Origin of the sequence: Vibrio pelagius, assembly GCF_024347575.1 — a bacterium.
GTDB lineage: Bacteria > Pseudomonadota > Gammaproteobacteria > Enterobacterales > Vibrionaceae > Vibrio > Vibrio pelagius.
In genome coordinates, this window is record NZ_AP025503.1 from 969,605 (window position 1) to 992,594 (window position 22,990).

General features: G+C 43.0%; 23 protein-coding genes. 21 read left to right on the forward strand and 2 right to left on the reverse strand.

Features of this window, described 5'->3' with window-relative positions; genetic code table 11:
* Nucleotides 1-79 precede the first annotated feature (79 nt).
* From tig to vsple_RS04410, 7 genes are all read left to right on the forward strand, one after another.
* On the forward strand, nucleotides 80-1,378 hold the full coding sequence (tig, locus tag vsple_RS04380) for a trigger factor (RefSeq protein ID WP_255231138.1): 1,299 nt from the start codon (nucleotides 80-82) through the stop codon (nucleotides 1,376-1,378).
* Nucleotides 1,379-1,483: 105 nt separating this feature from the next.
* A complete protein-coding gene (gene clpP, locus vsple_RS04385; protein WP_032549604.1) occupies nucleotides 1,484-2,110 on the forward strand; it encodes an ATP-dependent Clp endopeptidase proteolytic subunit ClpP in 627 nt (208 codons plus the stop codon).
* An 83-nt stretch (nucleotides 2,111-2,193) separates the two neighbouring features.
* Nucleotides 2,194-3,474 carry an ATP-dependent protease ATP-binding subunit ClpX gene (gene clpX / locus vsple_RS04390; RefSeq protein WP_255231137.1) on the forward strand — a complete coding sequence of 427 codons (1,281 nt, stop codon included), beginning with the start codon at nucleotides 2,194-2,196 and terminating at the stop codon, nucleotides 3,472-3,474.
* A gap of 132 nt (nucleotides 3,475-3,606) precedes the next feature.
* Nucleotides 3,607-5,958 (forward strand): endopeptidase La, encoded by a 2,352-nt coding sequence (gene lon, locus vsple_RS04395; protein ID WP_255231136.1) that lies wholly within the window; start codon nucleotides 3,607-3,609, stop codon nucleotides 5,956-5,958.
* 192 nt (nucleotides 5,959-6,150) lie between these two features.
* Nucleotides 6,151-6,423 (forward strand): HU family DNA-binding protein, encoded by a 273-nt coding sequence (locus vsple_RS04400; protein ID WP_004736083.1) that lies wholly within the window; start codon nucleotides 6,151-6,153, stop codon nucleotides 6,421-6,423.
* Nucleotides 6,424-6,639: 216 nt separating this feature from the next.
* On the forward strand, nucleotides 6,640-8,505 hold the full coding sequence (gene ppiD, locus vsple_RS04405; RefSeq protein ID WP_261882766.1) for a peptidylprolyl isomerase: 1,866 nt from the start codon (nucleotides 6,640-6,642) through the stop codon (nucleotides 8,503-8,505).
* A gap of 346 nt (nucleotides 8,506-8,851) precedes the next feature.
* The gene (locus tag vsple_RS04410; protein WP_255231126.1) at nucleotides 8,852-9,148 is read left to right on the forward strand and encodes a ComEA family DNA-binding protein; all 297 of its coding nucleotides are present in this window, start codon (nucleotides 8,852-8,854) and stop codon (nucleotides 9,146-9,148) included.
* A gap of 109 nt (nucleotides 9,149-9,257) precedes the next feature.
* Here the strand turns inward: vsple_RS04410 and rrtA are convergent, their stop codons facing one another.
* Entirely contained in the window at nucleotides 9,258-9,791 is a 534-nt protein-coding gene (gene rrtA / locus vsple_RS04415; protein WP_261882767.1) for a rhombosortase, read from the reverse strand.
* 9 nt (nucleotides 9,792-9,800) lie between these two features.
* Between rrtA and vsple_RS04420 the strand changes: the two genes are divergently transcribed.
* Nucleotides 9,801-10,418 carry a tRNA-uridine aminocarboxypropyltransferase gene (locus tag vsple_RS04420; RefSeq protein ID WP_261882768.1) on the forward strand — a complete coding sequence of 206 codons (618 nt, stop codon included), beginning with the start codon at nucleotides 9,801-9,803 and terminating at the stop codon, nucleotides 10,416-10,418.
* Between the two features lie 25 nt (nucleotides 10,419-10,443).
* On the opposite strand, the gene vsple_RS04425 is transcribed toward vsple_RS04420, so the two are convergent.
* Nucleotides 10,444-11,787 (reverse strand): anti-phage deoxyguanosine triphosphatase, encoded by a 1,344-nt coding sequence (locus vsple_RS04425; protein ID WP_261882769.1) that lies wholly within the window; start codon nucleotides 11,785-11,787, stop codon nucleotides 10,444-10,446.
* A 339-nt stretch (nucleotides 11,788-12,126) separates the two neighbouring features.
* Between vsple_RS04425 and rimK the strand changes: the two genes are divergently transcribed.
* The 13 genes from rimK to vsple_RS04490 all read left to right on the forward strand — a co-directional run bounded on the left by rimK (nucleotide 12,127) and on the right by vsple_RS04490 (nucleotide 22,779).
* Nucleotides 12,127-13,032 carry a 30S ribosomal protein S6--L-glutamate ligase gene (rimK, locus tag vsple_RS04430; protein ID WP_255231121.1) on the forward strand — a complete coding sequence of 302 codons (906 nt, stop codon included), beginning with the start codon at nucleotides 12,127-12,129 and terminating at the stop codon, nucleotides 13,030-13,032.
* Nucleotides 13,032-14,054: a succinylglutamate desuccinylase/aspartoacylase family protein gene (locus vsple_RS04435; RefSeq protein WP_261882770.1), complete on the forward strand. Its 1,023-nt coding sequence runs from the start codon at nucleotides 13,032-13,034 to the stop codon at nucleotides 14,052-14,054. The genes rimK and vsple_RS04435 overlap by 1 nt, the downstream gene beginning before the upstream one ends.
* Nucleotides 14,055-14,101: 47 nt before the next feature.
* The gene (locus vsple_RS04440) at nucleotides 14,102-14,242 is read left to right on the forward strand and encodes a hypothetical protein (RefSeq protein WP_261882771.1); all 141 of its coding nucleotides are present in this window, start codon (nucleotides 14,102-14,104) and stop codon (nucleotides 14,240-14,242) included.
* Entirely contained in the window at nucleotides 14,235-15,578 is a 1,344-nt protein-coding gene (locus tag vsple_RS04445) for a magnesium transporter (RefSeq protein ID WP_261882772.1), read from the forward strand. Before vsple_RS04440 ends, vsple_RS04445 begins: the two co-directional genes overlap by 8 nt.
* Nucleotides 15,579-15,652: 74 nt before the next feature.
* Nucleotides 15,653-16,588 (forward strand): CorA family divalent cation transporter, encoded by a 936-nt coding sequence (locus vsple_RS04450; RefSeq protein ID WP_255231117.1) that lies wholly within the window; start codon nucleotides 15,653-15,655, stop codon nucleotides 16,586-16,588.
* Nucleotides 16,588-17,151, forward strand: a complete 564-nt coding sequence (locus vsple_RS04455) for a mechanosensitive ion channel family protein (RefSeq protein ID WP_261882773.1) — start codon at nucleotides 16,588-16,590, stop codon at nucleotides 17,149-17,151. The genes vsple_RS04450 and vsple_RS04455 overlap by 1 nt, the downstream gene beginning before the upstream one ends.
* 169 nt (nucleotides 17,152-17,320) lie before the next feature.
* Nucleotides 17,321-18,196: a universal stress protein gene (locus vsple_RS04460; protein WP_261882774.1), complete on the forward strand. Its 876-nt coding sequence runs from the start codon at nucleotides 17,321-17,323 to the stop codon at nucleotides 18,194-18,196.
* A gap of 466 nt (nucleotides 18,197-18,662) precedes the next feature.
* Entirely contained in the window at nucleotides 18,663-18,920 is a 258-nt protein-coding gene (locus tag vsple_RS04465; RefSeq protein WP_261882775.1) for a hypothetical protein, read from the forward strand.
* Between the two features lie 31 nt (nucleotides 18,921-18,951).
* Complete coding sequence (locus vsple_RS04470; protein ID WP_261882776.1) at nucleotides 18,952-19,467, forward strand: DUF2975 domain-containing protein; 516 nt, start codon at nucleotides 18,952-18,954, stop codon at nucleotides 19,465-19,467.
* Between the two features lie 9 nt (nucleotides 19,468-19,476).
* Nucleotides 19,477-19,686 (forward strand): helix-turn-helix domain-containing protein, encoded by a 210-nt coding sequence (locus tag vsple_RS04475; RefSeq protein ID WP_255231112.1) that lies wholly within the window; start codon nucleotides 19,477-19,479, stop codon nucleotides 19,684-19,686.
* A gap of 453 nt (nucleotides 19,687-20,139) precedes the next feature.
* Nucleotides 20,140-20,430, forward strand: coding sequence for a co-chaperone GroES (locus tag vsple_RS04480; RefSeq protein ID WP_255231111.1), 291 nt, complete (start codon nucleotides 20,140-20,142; stop codon nucleotides 20,428-20,430).
* 32 nt (nucleotides 20,431-20,462) lie between these two features.
* Nucleotides 20,463-22,067: a chaperonin GroEL gene (gene groL, locus vsple_RS04485; RefSeq protein ID WP_261882777.1), complete on the forward strand. Its 1,605-nt coding sequence runs from the start codon at nucleotides 20,463-20,465 to the stop codon at nucleotides 22,065-22,067.
* 232 nt (nucleotides 22,068-22,299) lie between these two features.
* Nucleotides 22,300-22,779 (forward strand): Hsp20 family protein, encoded by a 480-nt coding sequence (locus tag vsple_RS04490; RefSeq protein ID WP_261882778.1) that lies wholly within the window; start codon nucleotides 22,300-22,302, stop codon nucleotides 22,777-22,779.
* The last annotated feature ends 211 nt before the right edge of the window (nucleotides 22,780-22,990 follow it).

Genomic DNA, 22,990 nt, shown 5'->3' on the forward strand with positions numbered 1-22,990 from the left:
CAACAACACGCTTTCCAAAAGAATGCACGTTACGGCTCATATGCTCAGATTATCTGAGCCAGTTTTGAGGTTTTATATAATGCAAGTTACTGTTGAAACGCTAGAAGGCCTAGAGCGCCGTCTTAATATTACTGTTCCTGCTGCTAACATCGAAGATGCAGTTACAGCTGAACTACGCAACATCGCGAAAAACCGTCGTTTCGATGGTTTCCGTAAAGGCAAAGTGCCAATGAAGATGGTTGCTAAAATGTACGGCAAAGCAGTACGTCAAGACGTGATGGGCGAAGTAATGCAACGCCACTTCATCGAAGCGATCGTTAAAGAGAAGATCAACCCAGCTGGCGCACCAACTTTCGCACCAGTAGAAAACAAAGAAGGCGAAGACCTAGTATTCAACGCAACTTTCGAAGTTTACCCAGAAGTTGAGCTGAAAGGTCTTGAGAACATCTCTGTTGAGAAACCAGCAGTAGAAGTTAAAGACGCTGACGTTGAAGAGATGATCGAAACTCTACGTAAGCAACAAGCAACTTGGACTGAAGTTGATGCAGCTGTAGAAGACGGTTCTCGCGCAACTATCGATTTCGTTGGTTCTATCGACGGTGAAGAGTTCGAAGGCGGTAAAGCTGAGAACTTCCCACTAGAGATGGGTGCTGGTCGCATGATCCCTGGTTTTGAAGACGGTATCGTTGGCAAAACTAAAGGTATGGAATTCGAAATCGACGTAAACTTCCCAGAAGATTACCACGCTGAAAACCTAAAAGGTAAAGCAGCTAAGTTTGCAATCAAAGTAAACAAAGTTGAAGCTCGTGAACTTCCAGAACTAAACGAAGAGTTCGTTGCTAAGTTCGGCGCGACTGACGGCGTTGAAGGTCTTAAAGCTGAAGTTCGTAAGAACATGGAGCGTGAGCTTAAGCAAGCTGTTAAGAACCGCATCAAAGAGCAAGCTATCGACGGTCTAGTTAAAGAAAACGACATCGACGTTCCAGCTGCACTTATCGACCAAGAGATCGGTACTCTACGTCAACAAGCTGCTCAACGTTTCGGTGGCAACACTGAAGCTGCTGACCAACTTCCACGTGAGCTGTTCGAAGAGCAAGCTAAACGTCGCGTAGTTGTTGGCCTTCTACTTGGTGAAGTCATCAAGTCTGAAGAGCTAAAAGCTGACGATGAGAAAGTAAAAGCAATCATCGAAGAGATGGCAACTGCATACGAAGATCCATCTGAAGTTATTGCTTACTACGAGCAAAACGAGCAAATGATGAACAACATGCGCAACGTAGCTCTAGAAGAGCAAGCAATTGATGCAATCATCGCTAAAGCTCAAGTTTCTGAGAAAGAAGTTAGCTTCAACGAGCTAATGAATCAGCAACCTGCTTAATATAGTAATATCTGACGTAGAAGGTTGACGTACGGTCAACAATTCTGCTAACAATGGTCCGTATGATTTAATCATTCGGGCCATTTATTTTAGGGACATAAGAATATGAGCTACCAAGAAAAAAATACAATGCCATCGATTATGGATGCACTCGTTCCAATGGTGGTTGAACAGACTTCCCGTGGTGAACGTTCTTACGATATCTATTCTCGTCTTTTAAAAGAACGAATCATTTTCTTAACCGGTCAAGTGGAAGACCACATGGCAAATCTTGTCGTGGCTCAACTGCTTTTCTTGGAATCAGAAAACCCAGACAAAGATATCTATCTATACATCAACTCACCGGGCGGCAGCGTAACAGCGGGTATGTCTATCTACGACACAATGCAGTTCATTAAGCCAAACGTGAGCACGGTATGTATGGGTCAAGCTTGCTCGATGGGTGCATTCTTACTTGCTGGTGGTGAGCCAGGTAAGCGTCATGTGCTTCCAAACTCTCGTGTAATGATTCACCAGCCACTTGGCGGTTTCCAAGGCCAGGCGTCTGATATTCAAATCCACGCGCAAGAGATCCTAACGATCAAACAGAAGCTAAACAAACTATTGGCAGAGCACACAGGTCAGCCTCTAGAAATCGTTGAGCGTGATACCGATCGTGACAACTTCATGTCTGCAGAACAAGCTGTAGAATACGGTTTGGTGGATTCAGTACTAAATCATCGCGGCGAGTAATTGCACAAGCAATTGTTTAACGCAAATTGATGCAAATTGATATACACTCAAATCATAGAGAGTAAAGGCTAAGAGGTTAGCGAATGACAGATAAAAGCAAAGAGGGTGGTAGCGGTAAACTACTTTACTGCTCTTTCTGTGGCAAAAGCCAACACGAAGTTCGCAAGTTAATCGCAGGCCCTTCTGTTTACATTTGTGACGAATGTGTCGACCTTTGTAACGACATTATTCGTGAAGAAATCAAAGATGTTCTTCCTAAAAAAGAGTCTGAAGCGTTACCCACGCCTCGCGAGATTCGAGAGCACCTTGATGACTATGTAATCGGTCAAGAGTACGCGAAGAAAGTGTTAGCAGTTGCAGTATATAACCACTACAAGCGTTTACGTAATGGTGATACAACAGCTGAAGGTGTAGAACTTGGTAAGAGTAATATTCTTCTTATCGGTCCTACTGGTAGTGGTAAAACACTACTTGCAGAAACATTGGCTCGTTTCCTAGACGTTCCATTTACTATGGCAGATGCAACCACACTAACCGAAGCGGGTTACGTGGGTGAAGATGTAGAAAACATCATTCAGAAGCTGCTACAGAAGTGTGATTACGACGTTGCGAAAGCGGAACGCGGCATTGTTTATATCGATGAAATTGACAAGATTTCTCGTAAAGCTGAAAACCCATCGATCACTCGTGATGTTTCAGGTGAAGGTGTTCAGCAAGCACTTCTAAAACTTGTAGAAGGCACAGTCGCTTCAGTTCCACCACAAGGTGGCCGTAAGCATCCACAGCAAGAGTTCTTGCAAGTGGACACATCTAAGATTCTGTTTATCTGTGGCGGTGCATTTGCCGGCCTAGATAAAGTGATTGAGCAGCGTGTAGAAACAGGCTCTGGTATTGGCTTTGGCGCAGAAGTGCGTTCAAAAGACGAAACCAAAACTATTGGTGAGCTATTCACTCAAGTTGAACCTGAAGATCTAGTGAAATATGGTCTAATTCCAGAGTTCATTGGCCGTCTACCGGTAACAACCACACTGACAGAGCTAGACGAAGAAGCACTGATCCAAATTCTGTGTGAGCCGAAGAATGCACTGACCAAACAGTATGCTGCGCTATTCGAGCTAGAAGATACAGAGCTTGAGTTCCGTGAAGACGCACTGCGTGCCATTGCGAAGAAAGCGATGAGCCGCAAAACAGGTGCTCGTGGTTTACGTTCTATCTTAGAAGGCGTGCTACTAGAAACGATGTACGAACTGCCATCATCGACCAATGTGAGCAAGGTTGTGATTGATGAGTCTGTGATTAACGGAGAGTCTGAACCTCTTCTAATTTACAGCAATTCAGAGAACCAAGCGGCGGTAGCAGAGTAGGTCTTTTTTAGACTAGTGACTCAAATTCCAAAAGGAGGTAAGCAATTACCTCCTTTTTTTTATTCTTCCATTGAATCCAGTCGTTTAAGCCCCATATACTGCTTTATAAGTTAAAGCGGAAGAGAGAAATATATGAACTTGGAACGTTCCGAGCGTATCGAGATCCCCGTACTGCCTCTACGTGATGTAGTGGTTTACCCACACATGGTTATTCCACTGTTTGTTGGTCGTGAAAAATCGATTACTTGCCTTGAATCGGCAATGGAAGCCAACAAACAAGTGCTACTCGTGGCGCAGAAAGAAGCGGATACTGATGAGCCTTCAATCGACGACCTATTCGAAGTAGGTACTGTTGCTACGATTCTTCAGCTTTTAAAGCTACCTGACGGCACGGTAAAAGTGCTTGTTGAAGGTCAGCAGCGTGCGAAAATTCACCAATTTAAAGAAAGTGAATTCTTCCTTGCAGATGCAGAATACGTTGTCACCTCAGAACTTGACGAAAAAGAACAAGAAGTGGTTGTTCGCAGCGCGATCAATCAATTCGAAGGCTTTATTAAGCTAAACAAAAAGATTCCACCAGAAGTATTAACTTCTCTGAATGGGATTGATGAAGCCGCTCGTCTAGCGGATACCATCGCAGCACACATGCCACTTAAACTGGTAGACAAACAGCACGTACTAGAGATTCTAGATGTGACTGAGCGTCTAGAGTTCCTGATGGGCCAAATGGAGTCAGAAATTGATATCCTGCAGGTAGAAAAACGCATCCGTGGTCGTGTTAAGAAGCAGATGGAAAAATCTCAGCGTGAGTACTACCTGAATGAGCAGATGAAAGCGATTCAGAAAGAACTTGGCGAGATGGACGATGCTCCAGATGAATTTGAGGCTCTAAAGAAGAAAATCGAAGAGTCGAAAATGCCTCAAGAAGCGCGCGAAAAAACCGAACAAGAGCTGCAAAAGCTGAAGATGATGTCGCCAATGTCGGCAGAAGCAACAGTGGTACGTAGCTACATCGATTGGATGGTTGGTGTGCCTTGGGCGAAGCGTTCTAAGGTTAAGAAGAATCTAGCCAAAGCAGAAGAGATCTTAAACGAAGACCATTACGGTCTAGAGCGTGTTAAAGAACGTATTCTTGAGTACTTGGCGGTACAAAACCGTATCAATAAGTTGAAAGGCCCTATCCTTTGTCTTGTTGGTCCTCCTGGTGTCGGTAAAACCTCGCTAGGTCGCTCTATCGCTGCTGCTACAGGCCGTAAGTACACGCGCATGGCGCTAGGCGGCGTACGTGATGAAGCAGAGATTCGTGGTCACCGTCGTACCTACATCGGCTCTCTTCCGGGTAAGCTAATCCAGAAGATGTCTAAAGTTGGCGTGAAGAACCCACTGTTCCTATTGGATGAGATCGATAAGATGTCTTCTGATATGCGTGGCGACCCATCTTCAGCACTGCTAGAAGTACTCGACCCAGAGCAAAACAACGCGTTTAACGATCACTACCTAGAAGTAGACTACGATCTGTCTGACGTTATGTTCGTTGCGACGTCTAACTCAATGGACATTCCTGGCCCACTGCTGGACCGTATGGAAGTTATCCGTCTATCTGGTTACACAGAAGACGAGAAGTTAAACATCGCTAAGCGTCACCTCGTTGATAAGCAAGTGAAACGCAACGGTCTTAAGCCTCATGAGATTGAGATTGAAGACTCTGCAATCATCGGCATTATTCGTTACTACACGCGTGAAGCGGGTGTACGTAGCCTAGAGCGTGAGATCTCTAAGATCTGTCGTAAAGCGGTGAAGAATATCCTGCTAGACAGCGATCTTAAGTCTGTGACTGTGACTATGGACAACCTAAAAGATTACCTAGGTGTTCAACGTCATGACTTCGGTAAAGCAGACGAGAGTAACCGCATTGGTCAAGTAACTGGTCTAGCGTGGACTCAAGTTGGTGGTGATCTATTAACGATTGAAACTGAAGCAATGCCAGGTAAAGGTAAGCTAACGCAAACCGGTTCCCTTGGTGATGTGATGAAAGAGTCGATTCAAGCTGCGATGACCGTAGTTCGCTCTCGTGCTGAAAAACTGGGTATTAACTCAGATTTCTACGAGAAGCGTGACATCCACGTTCACGTACCTGAAGGCGCGACACCAAAAGATGGCCCGAGTGCGGGTATCGCAATGTGTACTGCACTTGTTTCTAGCCTGACAGGTAACCCTGTAAAAGCAGAAGTGGGTATGACAGGTGAAATCACTCTTCGTGGTGAAGTTTTACCTATCGGTGGCTTGAAAGAAAAGCTACTTGCAGCGCATCGTGGTGGCATCAAAACAGTACTGATTCCAAAAGATAATGAGCGTGATTTGGAAGAGATTCCAGACAATGTCATCGCTGACTTAGAAGTCATTCCTGTTCAATGGATTGATGAAGTATTGAAAGTTGCTCTAGAACGAGATCCGTCAGGGGTCGAGTTTGTCGCTAAAAAATAGTGATGCGTAGCAAAAATAAGTAAAGATTTACGCTGATGAGTCTAAAAAGGCTTGTCAGCGTTTTTTTTGGGCGCTAAGTTAATTGACTAAAGCCGCAAGCCCTTTTGCAATAAGGCTTTCGGCTAAATTAAAACCAAAATGGAACGTACCGTCATCCTAAATTAGTCGCAGATGACAAAGAGGGGAAACACAGTGAATAAAACACAACTAGTAGAATCAATCGCAGAAAACGCAGATATCTCTAAAGCTTCAGCTGGCCGCGCACTAGACGCATTCATCGAAGCAGTTGGCACAACACTTCAATCAGGTGACCAAGTAGCACTTGTTGGTTTTGGTACTTTCAGTGTTCGTACTCGTGCAGCTCGCACAGGTCGTAACCCTAAAACTGGTGAAGAAATCCAAATTGCAGAAGCAAAAGTACCTGGCTTTAAAGCGGGTAAAGCACTAAAAGACGCATGTAACTAATATTGCGTTACCTCGGCTTTCGTTAAGCCAAGGTAGCAAGATGCGTTAGCTGTTTGAAAAATGATGTTTCATCCTTAAACAGTGATTGTGTAAAGCACATTGAACTAATTTAAATTATGCGCATCCTACTGATGCGCATTTCTTTTTCTGATAATATCGCGTGAATAAGATTTTTATGTTGAAGCCCATGCTTCATATCCGGAGAGCACTTAAATTATGATGGATCGATTACGCGAAGGCGTGAATAGCATCGCGGTAAAAATTATCCTTGGGTTGATTATCCTGTCATTCGTATTCGCAGGTGTAGGTAGCTACATCACAGGTGGTGGTAACAACGCCGCAGCGAAAGTTGGCAATACCGAAATCGGTCGTGGTGAGTTTGAACAAGCTTATCAAAACGAGCGTAATCGCATGCAATCTCAACTTGGCGATTACTTTTCTCAAATGCTTGCAGACCCTGCATACGTAGAGTCTTTCCGTAAATCAGTACTTGATCGTATGATTAACGATGTACTGCTTGAGCAGCAAGCTGAATCTCTAGGTCTACGCATCAGTGATTCACAAATTCGCACTATGATTCTAGAGATGCCACAGTTCCAAACTGCGGGTCAATTTGATCAAGAAGTTTACCAAGCAGCACTTCGTCGCGCTGGTTTTAGCCCTGAAAGCTTTGCAGAATACATGCGTCGTGATCTAATGCGAAACCAATTGGTGACGGCGCTACAAAGCAGTGAGTTTGTTCTTCAAGGCGAGATCGATACTCAAAGCAAGCTGATTGCTCAAACTCGTGATATCCGTACTGTGACGCTATCGGTTGCTGAACTTGCGAAAAGTGTTGAGCTAACGGAAGATGAGATTTCAGAGTACTACCAGCAAAACCCACTAGCTTACACTCGTCCAGAGCAAGCGAAGGTGTCTTACATTGAGCTTTCTGCAGAAGCGCTGAAAGGTCAAATCCAAGTCTCTGACGAACAAGCTGAACAGTACTATCAAGAACACCTAGACAAGTACTCGACTGAAGAGCAACGTAAAGTAAGTCATATCCTTGTTCAAGGTGATGATGAAGCTAAAGCGCAAGCCATTCTTGATGAGCTAAATGCAGGTGCTGATTTTGCTGCACTAGCTGAAGAGAAATCTGACGATTTCGGCAGCGCGGATGTTGGCGGTGATCTAGGTTGGATTGAACGTGATGTGATGGATCCAGCGTTTGAAGATGCGGCTTTCGCTCTCGAAAACGTCGGTGATACAACAGGCCTAGTTAAGTCTGAGTTTGGTTACCACATCATCAAGCTAGACGAACTGCAAGCTTCTAAAGCACAGCCTTTCTCTGAAGTAGCGGTTGAGATCAAGCAAGAACTATTGGATCAGGAAGCAGTAGACCAGTTCTACGAGCTACAAACTGAACTAGAGAAAGTTGCGTTTGAGTACCCAGACTCACTAGACGACTCTGCAGAGGCGATTAACGCTAAGATCCAGACAACAGACTTCGTTTCTCAAATCGACGCTCCTGAGCTGCTGAAAACGCCTGCTGTAATACAAGCGATTCTAAGTCCTGAAGTGAAAGAAGATGGTCTAAACTCAGAAGTTATCGAAGTTGCGCCTGAACACGTAATTGTGGTTCGCGTTGAAGAGACTCGTGATGAGACAGTTCTTCCTCTTGAAGAAGTGAAAGATCAAGTCGTTGCTGCGCTGTCTGCTGTTAAAGCGGAACAACAAGCGATTGAGCTAGGCGTATCACTTGTGAATGAACTAAAAGCAGGTAACGAAGCCGTACTAGCGGAAAACAACCTGACGTTTAGCGAGCTTGAAACGATTGACCGTAGCTCACCACTAGCAAGTTCTGTATTTGCTTTTGCTAAGCCAGAAGCGGATCAAGCAGTGTTTGGTCAAGCGAAAGACCAAAACGGTAATATCGTCGTTGTCGAGCTGTCTAAGGTTACTGCAGATATCAACCCAGATTACAGCACTCAAATTGGTGCGCAGCTAGAGCGAGTTGGTAACCAGCAAGACCTAACCAACGTTCTGAACGTACTTCGTAAGAATGCAGACGTTGAATACTACATCGTAGGTCAAGGTCAATAATAGCAAGCTCAGTAAAAGATAGCTTGGAGAGTAGGTTTGCGAGTCAGCCTACACGACGATGAAAATCAGTTGTAACTCAAAGCGGGTCACTTAGGTGGCCCGCTTTATTTTTGTCTCAATAAACTTCGGTAGTCGGTTTTCAAAGAGTAATGTTTATACCAATCGTAGTAAATAATTGCTCACCCTAGCTTGTTAAAATGCTCGATAACTGCGTTAGAATTTTTGATTGTAGAATAACTACTTATCAGAAAATTCTGCCTTGTTCTCAAGCCTTTTTCCTGCGCTATTTTTGATCACTTACTTACTGTGATTGGGATTAGTTTTCACAACATGGAACGGAACGAGAATGAAAAGTTTATACACTCTTTTAATGTCTTTTATGATTGCTTTTAGTGCTTCAGTTTGGGCCGATAGTCCGTCTAAAGCAGAACTTTATGAAGGTATTGAGGTAACGGTAAATATCAACACGGCCACAGCGGAAGAGTTGTCAGCTTTGTTAGTTGGTATCGGTGATAAAAAAGCTGAAGAAATCGTGCAGTATCGCGACCAACATGGCGCGTTTCAAAAGCCTGACGACTTAGCGAATGTCAAAGGCATCGGTGTTGCCACTGTTGAGAAGAACCGTAAGAGAATTGAACTCTAAATAGGGTCAAAACAAAGATAGCAATAAAAAGGGAGTGACCGCCATTCACTCCCATCCTCGTTTGAACTTATGGCTAAGCCACATTTCGGTTTCACTCATTTTGATAGAGTTAAGTCCATCTCTTTAGTCTCAGCCAAGCCAAGATAAAGCCACCAACGGCACCCAACAGGTGAGCTTCAATCGCGACGCGTGCATTGATTAACGCGCCAGTCGTGGTGGAAGGGCCAACAAACTGTTCCCAAGCCACTTTCACTATCAGACCACCTACGAGCAACCAGCTTGAACGACGTCCAGTCAGCGCCTCTGTCAGCGCAAAGAAACCAAATAACCCGTGTAGTGTGCCAGACAGCCCGACATAACTTTGGATATTGGTCAGTAGCAGTCCAGTACCAGTGAACAAGCTGATAATCAATAGTGACGTAATCAGTCGAATAGCATTAGGTTGAAATAGATAACTGATTACCCATAATCCAATTAGGTTCATCGCCAAATGCGAAAGGTTGGTATGGGAAAAGTTTCCTGTTACGATTCGCCACCATTGTCCATCGGCGATTGCATTGTGATCCCAAACGACCCAAGCTTGAATCGGGTCAAATTGGAACAAAACACACATCAGTGAAATAAAAACTAAAGCAGGGTACACCGTAAATCCATGTCTCGTTATTGCCCCCAGTGCCGCAAGGCTTTGAAAGCGTGTATTTGTCAGTGGATCACTCCACTTGAATCGGACGTTGAGCTTATCATTCTTCAGCACCCATCAGAAGAGCATAGGCCGATGGGTACAGCACGAATTTTATCCTTGTCATTGGAAAACAGCGTTACTTTCATTGGCGAAGACTTTTCTGAACACGAAGAACTCAATCTTCTGTTGAGCGACCCCAACTATCAATATGCAATCTTGTACCCAGGTGAGAGCTCGGTGTCAGTTGAGCAGTTATCTGAGTCCAGTTGGAATGGTACGGATAAGCCAAAACGGAGAATCATCTTGCTCGACGGAACGTGGAAGAAAGCGTTCAAAATGTGGCAAGTTTCCAGCAATTTACAGCAGCTCGTTACCGTTCATTTACCAAAAGATTTGAAAGGGAACTATCGGATTCGTAAAGCGCCGAGTGAAAACAGTCTATCCACCGTAGAGGCGGGTTATCATTTGCTGAGCTTACTGCAACCCCATCATGAGTTTGCTCCGTTACTTGCGGCATTTGATCGAATGATTCAGTTTCAAATCGACCAAATGCCACCAGGCGTGTTTGAGAAAAACTACTTAAGTTGAGTATTCTTCAACGAAGCTCAGCCAGTCAGAACTCGGTATGCGCTGAGAACAGCTGCTGGTGCACCTTTTGAGCGAGGTCATCGGTCATGGACGAGATGTAATCAGCAATAACCCTCATCTTACGACACTCTTCAGTGTGGCCTTGCCACTGCTTTTTAATTGCCAGAGGTAACAAACGCTCAGGGTCGGCACTGAAGGCTTCAAACATATCCATAATGATCTGTTGCCCTTTGTACTCAATGACTTGAACTTGAGGCACTTGAATCACAAACTCACTCACAAAGTGCTTCAGCTTATCTAGGGTTAAATCCATGCTCGGTTCTAGGTAGGCATTATATGAGAGCAGTGGGTTTTCAAAACCCGCATCTACTGGCTTGATTGAGATGCTGGTAAGTAATGCGTTAACAATGCCACCAATGGCATCTTTGCGACGGTATTGTTCTCCTGAGAACAACATTTCAGTAATTGAATCGAGGTGACCTACGATCCAAGGATCGTTAGCTTCCAACAATTGCGGGTAAGCTGATTCCATCCACTGCGCTTTGGTCACTGAGCCAAGCACAATCGCATCTTCCAAATCATGTACACCATAGGCGATGTCATCTGCCAACTCCATGATGGAGCAGTCGAGTGATTTGAACTTGGTTTTATTGTGTTCAAATGGCTCGACGTGCGCTTTTCTTGGTTGTTGAAAAAGAGCTTGGTCGTGTTCAGATAAGGGTGAAAGTACCCACTCAAACAGCGCTTTATCGTGGTCGTAGATCCCTTTAGCGGGCATCCAGTCTCGGGCTCGCAGTTGCCTTTGATGTTTTACTGGTTTTGGCATTGATGCCGCTCTGATTTTGCTGATTGGCGACGGGTACTTGATCAAACCAAGGAGAGTGCGTCTTGATAGGTTCATGCCGTGGTGCTCTGTATAAGGCTCCAGCTGAGTCACAATGCGAAACGTTTGGGCATTGCCCTCAAAGCCTCCATGATCTCGCATCATATAGTTCAGTGCGACTTCACCGCCGTGGCCATAGGGTGGATGACCGATATCGTGGGCAAGACAAAGAGAGTCAATTAAGCTGTCTGATGGCAGCAGTTCTCGGAACTCAGGTTGCTTCTTTTTCAGCTGAGCAACGATCCCAGTTCCCAGTTGTGCGGCTTCTAGAGAGTGAGTCAGACGTGTCCGGTGGAAGTCGTTGATTGCGGTTCCATGAACTTGGGTCTTGGCTTGTAATCGTCTAAATGCCGCAGAGTGAAGTACGCGAGCACGATCGCGTTGAAACGGACTTCTGTGGTCATCACGGCGAATTTTGTGTTCATCGTCGTTACGAGCTTTCCATTGCTCGGCAAGCAATAGATTAGGTGAGTTTGAAAGCGTCAAATGAGCACCTACATTGGTTGAAAGTAAATATCACAACTTATACCCGGCTAACTGATTTCGTCTAGCAATAATTTGAAGCTTCGGGAGAAAGTTGTTAAAAAACAGTTCATTTCTAGCCTGACGCTCTGAGAACGAGATAGTTTAAATGGCGTTTGGCCGCTGCAAATTCGTGATTTCTTGTCCTCGCTTGAAAAATAACCAACCCAACCGTCGGTAGATGTCTGTCCTTTCAATGATTGCAAGTGGATAGTGCTCTATATTTATCTAAAGAGACAGATCGCAATCAAATATCGACCATTACTGAGCTTTAACGCCTAAGTCATGATTGGAGGAGGTACTATGCGTATCGCAATTTTATCTAGAAATGAAAACCTGTACTCGACCCGACGTCTAAAAGAAGCTGGTGAGATGAAAGGCCATGAGGTAGATATCATCGACACTCTACACTGCTACATGGATATTACTAGCAGTCACCCTAAAGTAAGATATCAAGGCCGAGATTTACCTTTGTATGACGCTGTTATCCCAAGAATTGGTTCGTCAATTACTTTCTATGGAACTGCAGTCGTTAGACAGTTTGAGATGATGGGAACCTTTTGTGTCAATGAATCCATTGCTATCAGCCGTTCGCGGGATAAGTTACGCTCGTTACAGCTACTGTCGCGCAAAGGTGTTGGGCTTCCGAGAACTGGATTTGCTAGTAAACCCGATAAAATCCAAGATCTGATTAAGAATGTCGGTGGTGCCCCGCTCGTTATTAAGCTCCTTGAAGGCACACAAGGTATTGGTGTTGTCCTAGCAGAGACAAACAAAGCGGCTGAGAGCGTATTAGAGGCTTTTATGGGCCTAAAAGCTAACATTCTTGTTCAGGAGTTTATTAAAGAAGCGGGTGGGGCTGATATACGCTGTTTTGTTGTGGGCGGCAAAGTGATCGCCGCGATGAAGCGTCAAGCTGAAGAGGGCGAATTTCGCTCTAACTTACACCGTGGAGGAACCGCTCAACTGGTGAGACTCTCTAAGGAAGAACGCTTAACTGCCGTCAACGCTGCCAAAGTTATGGGGTTAAATTTATGTGGCGTTGACATACTGCAATCAAACAACGGACCTGTGGTGATGGAGGTTAACTCTTCTCCCGGTTTAGAAGGTATTGAAAATGCTACAGGTAAAGATGTAGCAGGGATGATTTTCGACTTTATTGAGAAAAACGCAAAACCTAATGCAACTAAAACGCGTGGGAAAGGCTAATGACAGACGATACCATCCTCATAGCGGGTCAAACTATTGTTAGAGGGCAAAGTTGCCAAATTAATATTCCAGTCGCAAAGCTTTATACTGACACAGAACTCTTCATTCCTGTTCATATCCAAAGAGCTAATAAAGCTGGGCCTACGGTTTTTGTCAGTGCTGCAATTCATGGTGATGAACTCAATGGGGTCGAAATAATTCGCCGCCTTATCGCATCAAAGCTCAATATCATAAAAGGAACCCTGGTTTTGGTGCCTATGGTTAACGTTTATGGTGTTTTGAACCAAAGTCGCTATTTGCCGGATCGACGGGACTTGAATCGCTGTTTTCCCGGCTCAGTGAAAGGCTCTTTGGCCTCTCGACTCGCCCATACTTTTATGACCAATATCGTTCAACACTGTGATTATGGTATCGACTTACATACTGGTGCCATTCATCGTTCCAACTTGCCTCAAATCAGAGCTAATCTAGCTGATGAAGAAACCTTGTCTTTGGCGAAAGCGTTCGGCGTTCCTGTTTTGATAAATGCCAATCTGCGTGATGGATCACTAAGAGAAGCGGCGACCTCCAATAACACGCGAATTTTACTCTATGAAGCCGGAGAAGCGCTGCGCTTTGACCCTCTATCCATACAGGCGGGTGTAAAAGGGGTTAAGAATGTACTAATGAGCTTAGGGTTGTTAAGAAAGTCTCGACGTAAAAAGCACCCTATTGAGCCTTTTGTATCGAACAAGAGTGAATGGATTCGAGCCGCGGGTAGTGGGTTTGTCAATGAAGCGGTCAAGTTAGGAGAAAGAGTAGAAAAAGGTCAGGTTCTCGCGGAAATCAACTCACCTTTAGGTGCGCCAATACAGAAAGTAACCTCAACACGATCAGGAATCATTATTGGCAAACAAAATATCCCACTGGTTCAAGAAGGTGATGCCATGTTTCACGTTGCTTATTTTGGCAAAGATGAAGATGATGTAGCAGAGCACATCGAGTTATTGCATGACTTAGTAGAGAGTGATCGAGGTGTGTGAAATGGACAGATTGGTTATCGGTAAGCATACTTAACCAATGAATAACAATGACTAACCGTATGGAGACGAGTCATATGATGCTGCTTGGCCGTGAGGGAATGGGCGAACGTATCTACATAGAACCTAGCCGTTTATTTATCGTTAAAGGTGACCCAGTACAAAATGATAAGGGGTCAGGAAATGACTGAACTACAACAACCCCAGTCTATAGAGACGCCGCCAAATTTACTTGCGGATCTCATTAAAGCGATCGATGCCGGTGATGACTTAAGTGGGCTGATAAATCAATCTAAGTCAGACATTGCGAACGTTTTGGAGTCCGTCAACCCACCAAAACGTAAAGCCATAATTGATGTCGTCCCTGCGGAGAAATACTGGCCAATATTACACCTGCTAAAGTATGAAACGGCTCAACATGTACATTCATTATTGAATGAAGCAATGTTGAGTGAACGCCTAGCTCATATCTCCGAGAACGATGTCATCAATTTTGCCGACTTTCTACCTGTGGCATTTGTTGATGAATTTCTCTTACAGCAGAGTGATGCAAGCGCAGCATACATTCAACAGGCGCTCTCCTATAAAGATGATACGGTAGGGCGTTACATGGAGTCCTGCTATATCACGGCCAATAAGCGGAACACGATCGGTAGGATTAAAGGTGAAATGCAGCGCCGCTCAAATAGCCCTGTACGTTTAATTGTTGTACGTGATGGCACCGAAATCGTCGGGTGCGTTTCTCCAGAAGCCTTGTTGATCACATCCGACAGTGAGGTGCTGTCTTCAATATTGACGCCAACTCCGATTCTCGAGGACACTCAAAATATCTACGATGTGGGCAAATTAGTCTCTATTGATGGTAAGAGTCATTGGTTTCCTGTTTTGTCAGGGGGGAAGGTCGTTGGTGTCTTGCCCATGAGTGCTTTAGCGATCGCTTTAAGGGAGTTAGGATTACAGGCGGTGGTCCCTGAAAACGTAAAGAGCGAGGAAGACCTTTTTATGCCTTTGGGGGTTGCAGCTCGACTTAGAGGGGTATGGCTTGTCATTAACCTCATTACGGCATTTGCGGCCTCAGCAATCATTGGCGTGTTTGATACTGTTGTTGAACAAGTTGTCGCCCTTGCTATTTTAATGCCTGTTGTTGCCAGTATGGGGGGGATTGCGGGTAGTCAGACCTTGGCCGTCTCTTTACGTGGCATCGCGCTCAATCACTTACATCAAAGCAACCTAAAGCTACTTGTCAATAAAGAACTCAAGATCGCTGCTGTCAATGGCTTGGTGATGGGGGCCGTCATTGGTGGGATCGTTTACTGGGTGTTTGATTCAGTAGGCTTGGGTATCATCATTTGTTGTGCAATCAGTGTGAATAGCCTTGCAGCTGCATTGTCAGGTACGCTTATTCCCTTTACACTCAAAAAACTTAACATAGACCCTGCTGTAGCGGGCTCTGTTGTCTTAACGACGGTCACTGATGTGGTCGGGTTTTTAGTATTTCTTGGACTAGGAGCTCTTTTCTTAGTTTAAACATGAATAAACGTATTCTTTTTTAATCAATATACTCACCATTTTTTGTTCGCTAACTCGACTTGGAGATACATATGAGCGAATTTCTAATTTCCTGTTGGGATTTTACTTCTGGGCAGGCGACTTCTGTCGTAGACCGGGGCAGTAGCATTAAAGAAAATCATTGGTATCACTGCCAGAGGGATGCTGATGGTTTGAAGGAGTGGTTAGAGTCACACCCTTTACCTGAAGCGTTAATTAATTCGCTTCTTGCTGATGATACGAGACCGCGCTTTGAACAGTATGGTTCTGATTGCTTCCTATTGATTTTAAGAGGTATAAATTTAAACGAGGGCGCTGAACCTGATGATATGTTGAGCTTACGCATGATGTGGTATAAGGGGGCATTAGTCTCGACACGTAAAGTGCCTTCAAAGGCCATCTCTTGCTTGTCTCAACAACTCCAGGCAGGTAAAGGTCCCGACAACATTCCTTCTTTGCTTGTTGCTATTTCCAGTGGTATCAGCGAGCTGATATCGAATTTTCTTTCCCCTATTGATGAGCAACTTAATAATATGGAAGCGCCGACCGTTGATGATCTCACTTCACTCAATGCTCTTCACGCTCGTTTACTTCGTTTGCGTCGCTATTTGAAGCCGCAAAAATACGCTTTTGAAGATTTACTTGAGTCGGGCATACCTCTTATTGAGTCGCAGAAACAGCACTTTAAAAACTGCCTAGACACCATTACGCGTATCAATGAGTCTATTGAGTTCTATCTGGACCAAATTAATCATTTACTTGCCCATATTGCACAAGAACAAGCTCAAATCATGAATCGAAATACCTACTTATTTTCTGTCATTGCAGGTATTTTTCTTCCAGCAGGTTTCTTTACTGGTCTACTCGGTGTGAACATTGGTGGTATTCCTGGCGTCGACAATCCGCTCGCATTTTTATTGTTTAGTATTGGACTTGTGGTCATAATTGCGCTGGAAGTTGTTTTACTGAAAAGGTTGAAGTTTATTTAATGAGCGAGATATTGTTTAAGTCACAATTGTTACATCAACTCATGCTTGGAGCTGTGTTGGTTGTAATGTACGTGCTATTGAGACGAGTCGGTGAGAAGACTTTGTTATCATTGGCTCATAAAAAGCAGGTCTCTAGTCAAAGAAAAGTCTTTGTGGTTAAGGCGTTCAATGTATCGACCTTTTTTGTCTTTATTACCTTACTTACTCTATTACTGGATCTAGGGTACGGTGATATTTCGTTATTCCTCTCCTCGATTTTTGCTGTTCTTGGTGTCGCACTGTTTGCTCAGTGGTCGATCTTAAGTAACGTTTCGGCAAGCGTGTTGATTTTCTTCGCGTTCCCATATCGAATTGGTGACAAGATTAAGGTTTGCGATAAAGACGAAGATATCAGCGGTACTATTAGTGATATCACCATGTTTCACGTTATTATTCGCCACGAAAATGGCAACATGATCACCTATCCCAATAGCCTTATGCTGCAAAAGGGTGTCATAAAAATAACTGGAAATACAGTCAAGCCACTTACTTCGGACTCTACCGAACAAGTTGTTGACCAATAAGAGCAATGAAAGGCGGGATAAAACTTGTTGGGAACTTTAATTTGTCACATACTTTAAATTGAAAGTGATAGGAAGCTAAGGTTATTGTTAGTTTTTTTCCCTCGACCAGTTTTTCAAGTTAAACGCCATTTATTAACGCAGCATTACTCAACAGATGTGGAGTACACAGATGAACGCTATTTGTTTGTTAACCCGAGTCTCTACCACGCCATCAAAGCGCGTCTTGAAGAAGGCTTTATTGCTTGCGCATTCTTTCAATCAACCATTGAAGCTTTATGCCGAAGATTATCGACGAAGTGAAGATCATACCTTTTTAGATTTTTTACTCCAGGGTGAGGGAAACTCGGTTCGATATAATGATTACTACGTTCAGTGGTGTAGCTCGATTCTTGAATTGATTGAAGATATTAATTCAGAACTCGAATTACTCCCTGTCGAGGTCGATTTTGTTCATTTGCCTGGGTCACAATGGCTCAAAGGGTTAACGGACGAGTCGACAGGTGCTTCTAAGTTACTTTGTATCGACTATGCTTCTGGCGTAATGTCACCTCAAGTTCTTAGAGAGCTGACGCGCCACAGGTTTGACGTTCTGTTAATGACAGGGCAGAGTTGGAAAAGTGACTTGCGAATTGCCGTCGCTATTGACCCTCTGCATAGACAAGACAAAGAGGCAGACGTTGACCAATTACTTGTAAAACGTAGCCAAGCATTAAAAGAAGCATTAGATGCGGAAATGTCTTTGGTTTACTGCCAGTACGTAGCCCCATACCTGTATAAATACACCAAAGAGATTCTGGATAACCAGAAGTTTGCGATACAAGAATTTCTCGTTGAGAAGAAGTTGCATCAAGTTGGTTTGACCTTTGTTAAAGGTAACCCTGAGCAAGGGTTACCAAAAGCGGTGAATGTTCTGAAAGCATCAATTTTAGTAATGGGGGCGTGCAAACGGGGCGCTCTCTCCCGTTATTGGGCTGGTAGTACAGTAGATGTTTTATTAAAAGAGCCACCTTGTGACTTACTACTAGTCGGAAGTCATATAGATTAGTCTCCCGTTGACCGATTTACACCTCCTAACCCAACCTTAATTTAGTAGATGAATAAGTAAGGCTAAAGTTGTTGTATACAACTTTAGCCTTGTCTGATTTTTATCTACGCCATCTCTGATTATTTCGCTGCCTCAACCTTTACTTATTACTTATTACTTATTACTGAGTAATCAAACCTCTACGGCAAGACTGTCTGCGTGCAACCTTGGTCATCAAGCGACTCTGAGCGACGAGAGTAACGCTTGTTTTTCAGGCCCTAGCTGGATCTCTTCACATCCCTTTAGTGACGAAATGAAGCTAACTATGCCTAATATTCCTAGGCTTTCTCATTAAAAACTAAATGAAAAACAATCATAAATTATCGTTTTACGATAATTTATGATTGACATGCGTTTCTGTTATCCTTACGATAGACACACATGAGGACACCAAGCTAACCAATAAAATGACTGTATAGGCATTCACATGAGTTTAGGAATTGCGCTTTCTGTAGCACTACAGGCACCAATAAGTGTTGAACCTATTGTGGTATCTGAGTCTCGATTTAAGACTCACAGTGAGAATGTCATTGTGGTTGATAGTTACTACGATGATGTATTTATTGATGACTATTATGAAAGCATCATTCTCGAACAAGGGAGCTTTTTATATGATGAATTAACAGATGAATTTATTATATTTAGCATTGATGGTAGAGAAAGAATCTACCGAGATTATTTCTAATTTAAAAAATACAATTTGTGAGATATAAAGTATGTCAAGTTTAAATTCAGTTGCGTCTTTAAGTAATAAAGTTTTGATTTCCCTTTGGCTTATAATATTTTTAAACCCTATAAGTCATGCGTTCTTATGGTTTTATGGCGCATTCGGTGGTAATGATGGAGTGATATTAACCGTTAATGGGGAGCAGGATTATTTTAGTAGTGAAGGCTATATTTACGGTTACTTCATTTCCAATATCACAATGGTGGCTGCAACCTTAATTACATGGCAATTGATAAAATTATTCAAACTGTATAAAAATGGGGTTGTTTTCACTAAGAAAAATGCAGATCAATATACCAAAATATCTTATTGTATTCTTATCTATGTTTTATTAAGATTCATCGAAAGTATGGTATTTAGTGGGTTCTATTCACCTAACGGTTTTACGTTTAGTATTGAAGATATTGATGTTGCATTAATCGTAATGAGTGTAATTGTTAGACTTGTGGCAAAAGTGATGCATGAAGCAAATGAGCTTTATGAAGAACAATCGATGACTATTTAGGTGGTTGGGATGTCTATTGTTATTAATTTAGATGTAATGTTAGCTAAGAGGAAAATGCGATCAAATGAGCTCGCATCTTTGATTGGCATAACTGAACAGAACCTTTCGGTTTTGAAAAATGGTCGAGCAAAAGCGATAAAACTAACGACTTTAAATGCGATCTGCAAACACTTAGAGTGTCAGCCGGGCGATATTTTAGAGTATGTTGAAGAAGATTAGCTATTGAGCCATTCATAAGATATTTAAGCCTCCTTACTGGGTTAGGTTGCTCCCTGTTCAGATAGTGAGAGCGTCAAGGTATTTTCCAGATGCGGCAGCACTTACCAAAGAAGTTGTTGCCGCTCTTTTGTAATCAGATCTGTGACTAGGGGGCTTTTGAGTTAAAGATACTCTTCTTTCGCCATAACCAGACTTTCGACTGATAAATCTAACCACAATTCGCACTTAATACACTGATTGTAAATGCTTATCGAGGCGATTCCCTAAGAATTGAAATATAACCAAATTGAATATTAAAGTTATAAATTGATTTCAAATCGAATATAAATTTTTAAAAACTCCTCTTGAAGTCACTTTTTGTTGTCCCTATTTTCCTAATCGGAAGGGCACTACATCGGTTCTATCCATCACTATTATGTCTTTTATGTTTAACAATTGTAGGAGGCTAACCTCATGAATATTCGTCCTTTAAATGACCGGCTGATCGTTGAGAGACTTGAAGCAGAACGCTTGTCGGAAGGAGGAATTGTACTTACGTCTCAGTCAGTTCATAAATCCAATCGAGGGAAGGTTGTTGCCGTTGGCTTGGGCAAGCGACTGGAAAATGGAGAGCGGGTCTCAATGGACGTTAAAGTCGATGATATCGTCATTTTTAATGACGGCTATAGTGTCAAATCAGAAAAAATCGATGGTTCAGAGTACCTAATTCTTTCTGAATCTGATGTGTTGGCAATTGTTGAGTAATTTAGTTTTCACTGTTTTTTGAGGAGATAATCATGACTGCAAAAGAAGTTATATTTGCTGATGAATCGCGTCAAAAGATGCTTAAAGGGGTAAACCTGTTAGCAGACGCTGTTAAGGTTACTTTAGGTCCGAAAGGTAGAAATGTTGTACTTGATAAGTCATATGGGGCACCAACCATTACAAAAGATGGGGTCTCTGTCGCCAAAGAAATCGAGCTTGAAGATAAGTTTGAAAACATTGGCGCACAAATGGTAAAGCAAGTCGCATCGAAAGCTAATGATGAAGCAGGTGATGGAACAACAACAGCAACCGTATTGGCGCAATCATTGATTAATGAAGGGTTGAAGGCGGTTGCGTCTGGTATGAATCCGATGGATTTAAAGCGCGGTATAGACAAAGCAACCGAAGCGGCTGTCGAAAAACTTCGTGACATGTCTGAACCTTGTAGTGACAAAGAGTCGATCACGCAAGTTGCTAGTATTTCAGCCAATAGTGACAGATCGATTGGTGACATCATAGCGGAGGCGATGGACAAGGTAGGGCGTAATGGTGTCATTACGGTTGAAGAAGGTCAGGGCTTGGACAATGAACTTGCGGTTGTTGAGGGTATGCAGTTTGATCGTGGGTATCTTTCCCCGTATTTCATCACTAATCAGGAGAGCGGCGTTGTAGAGCTGGATAACCCTTACGTACTGCTTGTTGATAAAAAGGTAAGCAATATTCGAGAGTTATTACCTGTACTTGAAGAAGTTACCAAACAGTCTAGACCGCTACTTATTTTGGCCGAAGATATTGAAGGTGAAGCGTTAGCAACACTCGTCGTCAACAATATGCGTGGTATTGTTCGGGCTGCAGCTGTTAAAGCTCCTGGGTTTGGTGATAGTCGCAAAGCGATGATGGAAGATATTGCGGTTCTGACCGATGGTACTTTGATTTGTGAAGATCTAGGTCATGAACTAGAAAAAACGACGCTAGAGCAATTGGGTAGTGCCAAGAAAGTAACAGTAACAAAGGATACGACCACTATTGTTGGCGGTGTAGCGAATGAGCAGATCATTAAAGATCGAGTTAAATCGATAGAAAGTCAGATTGAGCTATCGACTTCTCAATACGATAGAGAAAAACTTCAACAACGAATAGCGAAACTCTCTGGAGGTGTTGCAGTTATTAAGATTGGTGCTGCGACAGAAGTTGAGATGAAGGAGAAGAAAGATCGTGTTGATGATGCGTTGCATGCCACAAGAGCGGCAGTTGAAGAAGGTATTGTTTCCGGAGGAGGTGTCGCGCTTGCTAAAATAAGTCAAGAGTTGGCTGACCTTACTGGTGATAACGAAGATCAAAATGTTGGTATTCGTGTTGCTTTGAGAGCGATGGAGGAACCACTTCGTCAAATCGCTACTAATGCAGGTGATGAAGCGTCTGTCGTCGCAAATAATGTTAAAGCTGGTGATGTGAACCACGGTTTTAACGCTGCCACAGGTGAATACGGTAATATGTTTGAAATGGGTATTCTAGATCCTACAAAAGTGACGCGTTCAGCGCTGCAATACGCGGCGTCTGTAGCTGGATTAATGATTACTACTGAAGCTATGATTTCCGAGAAAGTGGCGGACAAGCAATCAATGGAACATATTTAATAAAACTAAGGCACGTAATGAGGCTCACTTAATCATCACTTATAGAAGATTTAAGCTAAGATGATCTTTATTATTAAATAATATTTTACACGTATTTTTATAAGTGAATATTATGAGAATAGACTTGAAAACGTATTTGTAAAATACTATAAAGTGATTGTAAAAGTTGTCTAAGTAGAAGCTTTTATATTCGTTGTTTTTATTTTGTATTGCTTCTTATGGAGGATATATTATGAACTCAATCGACCTAACTCCACTATATCGAAATAGTGTAGGATTTGACCGTCTAGCGTCACTGTTAGATCATGCGTTAACCAGTGAAACAACTGTTGGTGGTTACCCACCGTATAATATTGAAGTTCTCAGTGACAACCGTTACGCCATAACATTAGCTGTAGCGGGGTTTGTTCAAGAGGAACTCGATATTCAAGTCGAGAAAGGCGTACTGACCGTGCGTGGTAATAAGAGCTCTGAGTCAGAAAGTAAATATCTATATCAGGGTATCGCTAATCGCGCATTTGAGCGTAAATTTAACTTAGCGGATTATGTTGAAGTTACCGACGCTGATCTCTCGCATGGGTTACTGACAATAACTTTAGTTAAAGAAATTCCTGAAGAAATGAAGCCTAAATCCATTGCTATTAACCAGGGTGGTAATGTTCTAGAGCATAAATCCGAAGGAATTAGTAACACTAAATCCAATAAAAAATAGATAATTAGAGGGTGCGTAATGCACCCTCTATATTATTCATGGATGTTATCCATATTTTAGTGTGTTTTGAACATTGAACAGTGAGCTATTGAAGTTGAACTCCAGCTTATCATCTAACAGCATGTTGAAATACGTGGCTCTTGGCTTGGTTAGAGTTGACAGTAGCTCTGGTGATAGATTGAAAAATCTCGTTTCCGACTTGAAAACCGCA

Excerpts from the sequence above, each read along its gene's own strand:
- vsple_RS04440 (WP_261882771.1), top strand. The coding sequence starts at position 14,102 with ATGACTAACCGTATGGAGACGAGTCATATGATGCTGCTTGGCCGTGAG.
- vsple_RS04470 (WP_261882776.1), top strand. The coding sequence starts at position 18,952 with ATGTCAAGTTTAAATTCAGTTGCGTCTTTAAGTAATAAAGTTTTGATT.
- vsple_RS04490 (WP_261882778.1), top strand. The coding sequence starts at position 22,300 with ATGAACTCAATCGACCTAACTCCACTATATCGAAATAGTGTAGGATTT.
- vsple_RS04420 (WP_261882768.1), top strand. The coding sequence starts at position 9,801 with ATGTCTCGTTATTGCCCCCAGTGCCGCAAGGCTTTGAAAGCGTGTATT.
- rimK (WP_255231121.1), top strand. The coding sequence starts at position 12,127 with ATGCGTATCGCAATTTTATCTAGAAATGAAAACCTGTACTCGACCCGA.
- ppiD (WP_261882766.1), top strand. The coding sequence starts at position 6,640 with ATGATGGATCGATTACGCGAAGGCGTGAATAGCATCGCGGTAAAAATT.
- tig (WP_255231138.1), top strand. The coding sequence starts at position 80 with ATGCAAGTTACTGTTGAAACGCTAGAAGGCCTAGAGCGCCGTCTTAAT.
- vsple_RS04455 (WP_261882773.1), top strand. The coding sequence starts at position 16,588 with ATGAGCGAGATATTGTTTAAGTCACAATTGTTACATCAACTCATGCTT.
- lon (WP_255231136.1), top strand. The coding sequence starts at position 3,607 with ATGAACTTGGAACGTTCCGAGCGTATCGAGATCCCCGTACTGCCTCTA.
- vsple_RS04480 (WP_255231111.1), top strand. The coding sequence starts at position 20,140 with ATGAATATTCGTCCTTTAAATGACCGGCTGATCGTTGAGAGACTTGAA.
- vsple_RS04410 (WP_255231126.1), top strand. The coding sequence starts at position 8,852 with ATGAAAAGTTTATACACTCTTTTAATGTCTTTTATGATTGCTTTTAGT.
- vsple_RS04465 (WP_261882775.1), top strand. The coding sequence starts at position 18,663 with ATGAGTTTAGGAATTGCGCTTTCTGTAGCACTACAGGCACCAATAAGT.
- groL (WP_261882777.1), top strand. The coding sequence starts at position 20,463 with ATGACTGCAAAAGAAGTTATATTTGCTGATGAATCGCGTCAAAAGATG.
- clpP (WP_032549604.1), top strand. The coding sequence starts at position 1,484 with ATGAGCTACCAAGAAAAAAATACAATGCCATCGATTATGGATGCACTC.
- vsple_RS04460 (WP_261882774.1), top strand. The coding sequence starts at position 17,321 with ATGAACGCTATTTGTTTGTTAACCCGAGTCTCTACCACGCCATCAAAG.
- vsple_RS04475 (WP_255231112.1), top strand. The coding sequence starts at position 19,477 with ATGTCTATTGTTATTAATTTAGATGTAATGTTAGCTAAGAGGAAAATG.
- vsple_RS04435 (WP_261882770.1), top strand. The coding sequence starts at position 13,032 with ATGACAGACGATACCATCCTCATAGCGGGTCAAACTATTGTTAGAGGG.
- clpX (WP_255231137.1), top strand. The coding sequence starts at position 2,194 with ATGACAGATAAAAGCAAAGAGGGTGGTAGCGGTAAACTACTTTACTGC.
- vsple_RS04445 (WP_261882772.1), top strand. The coding sequence starts at position 14,235 with ATGACTGAACTACAACAACCCCAGTCTATAGAGACGCCGCCAAATTTA.
- vsple_RS04450 (WP_255231117.1), top strand. The coding sequence starts at position 15,653 with ATGAGCGAATTTCTAATTTCCTGTTGGGATTTTACTTCTGGGCAGGCG.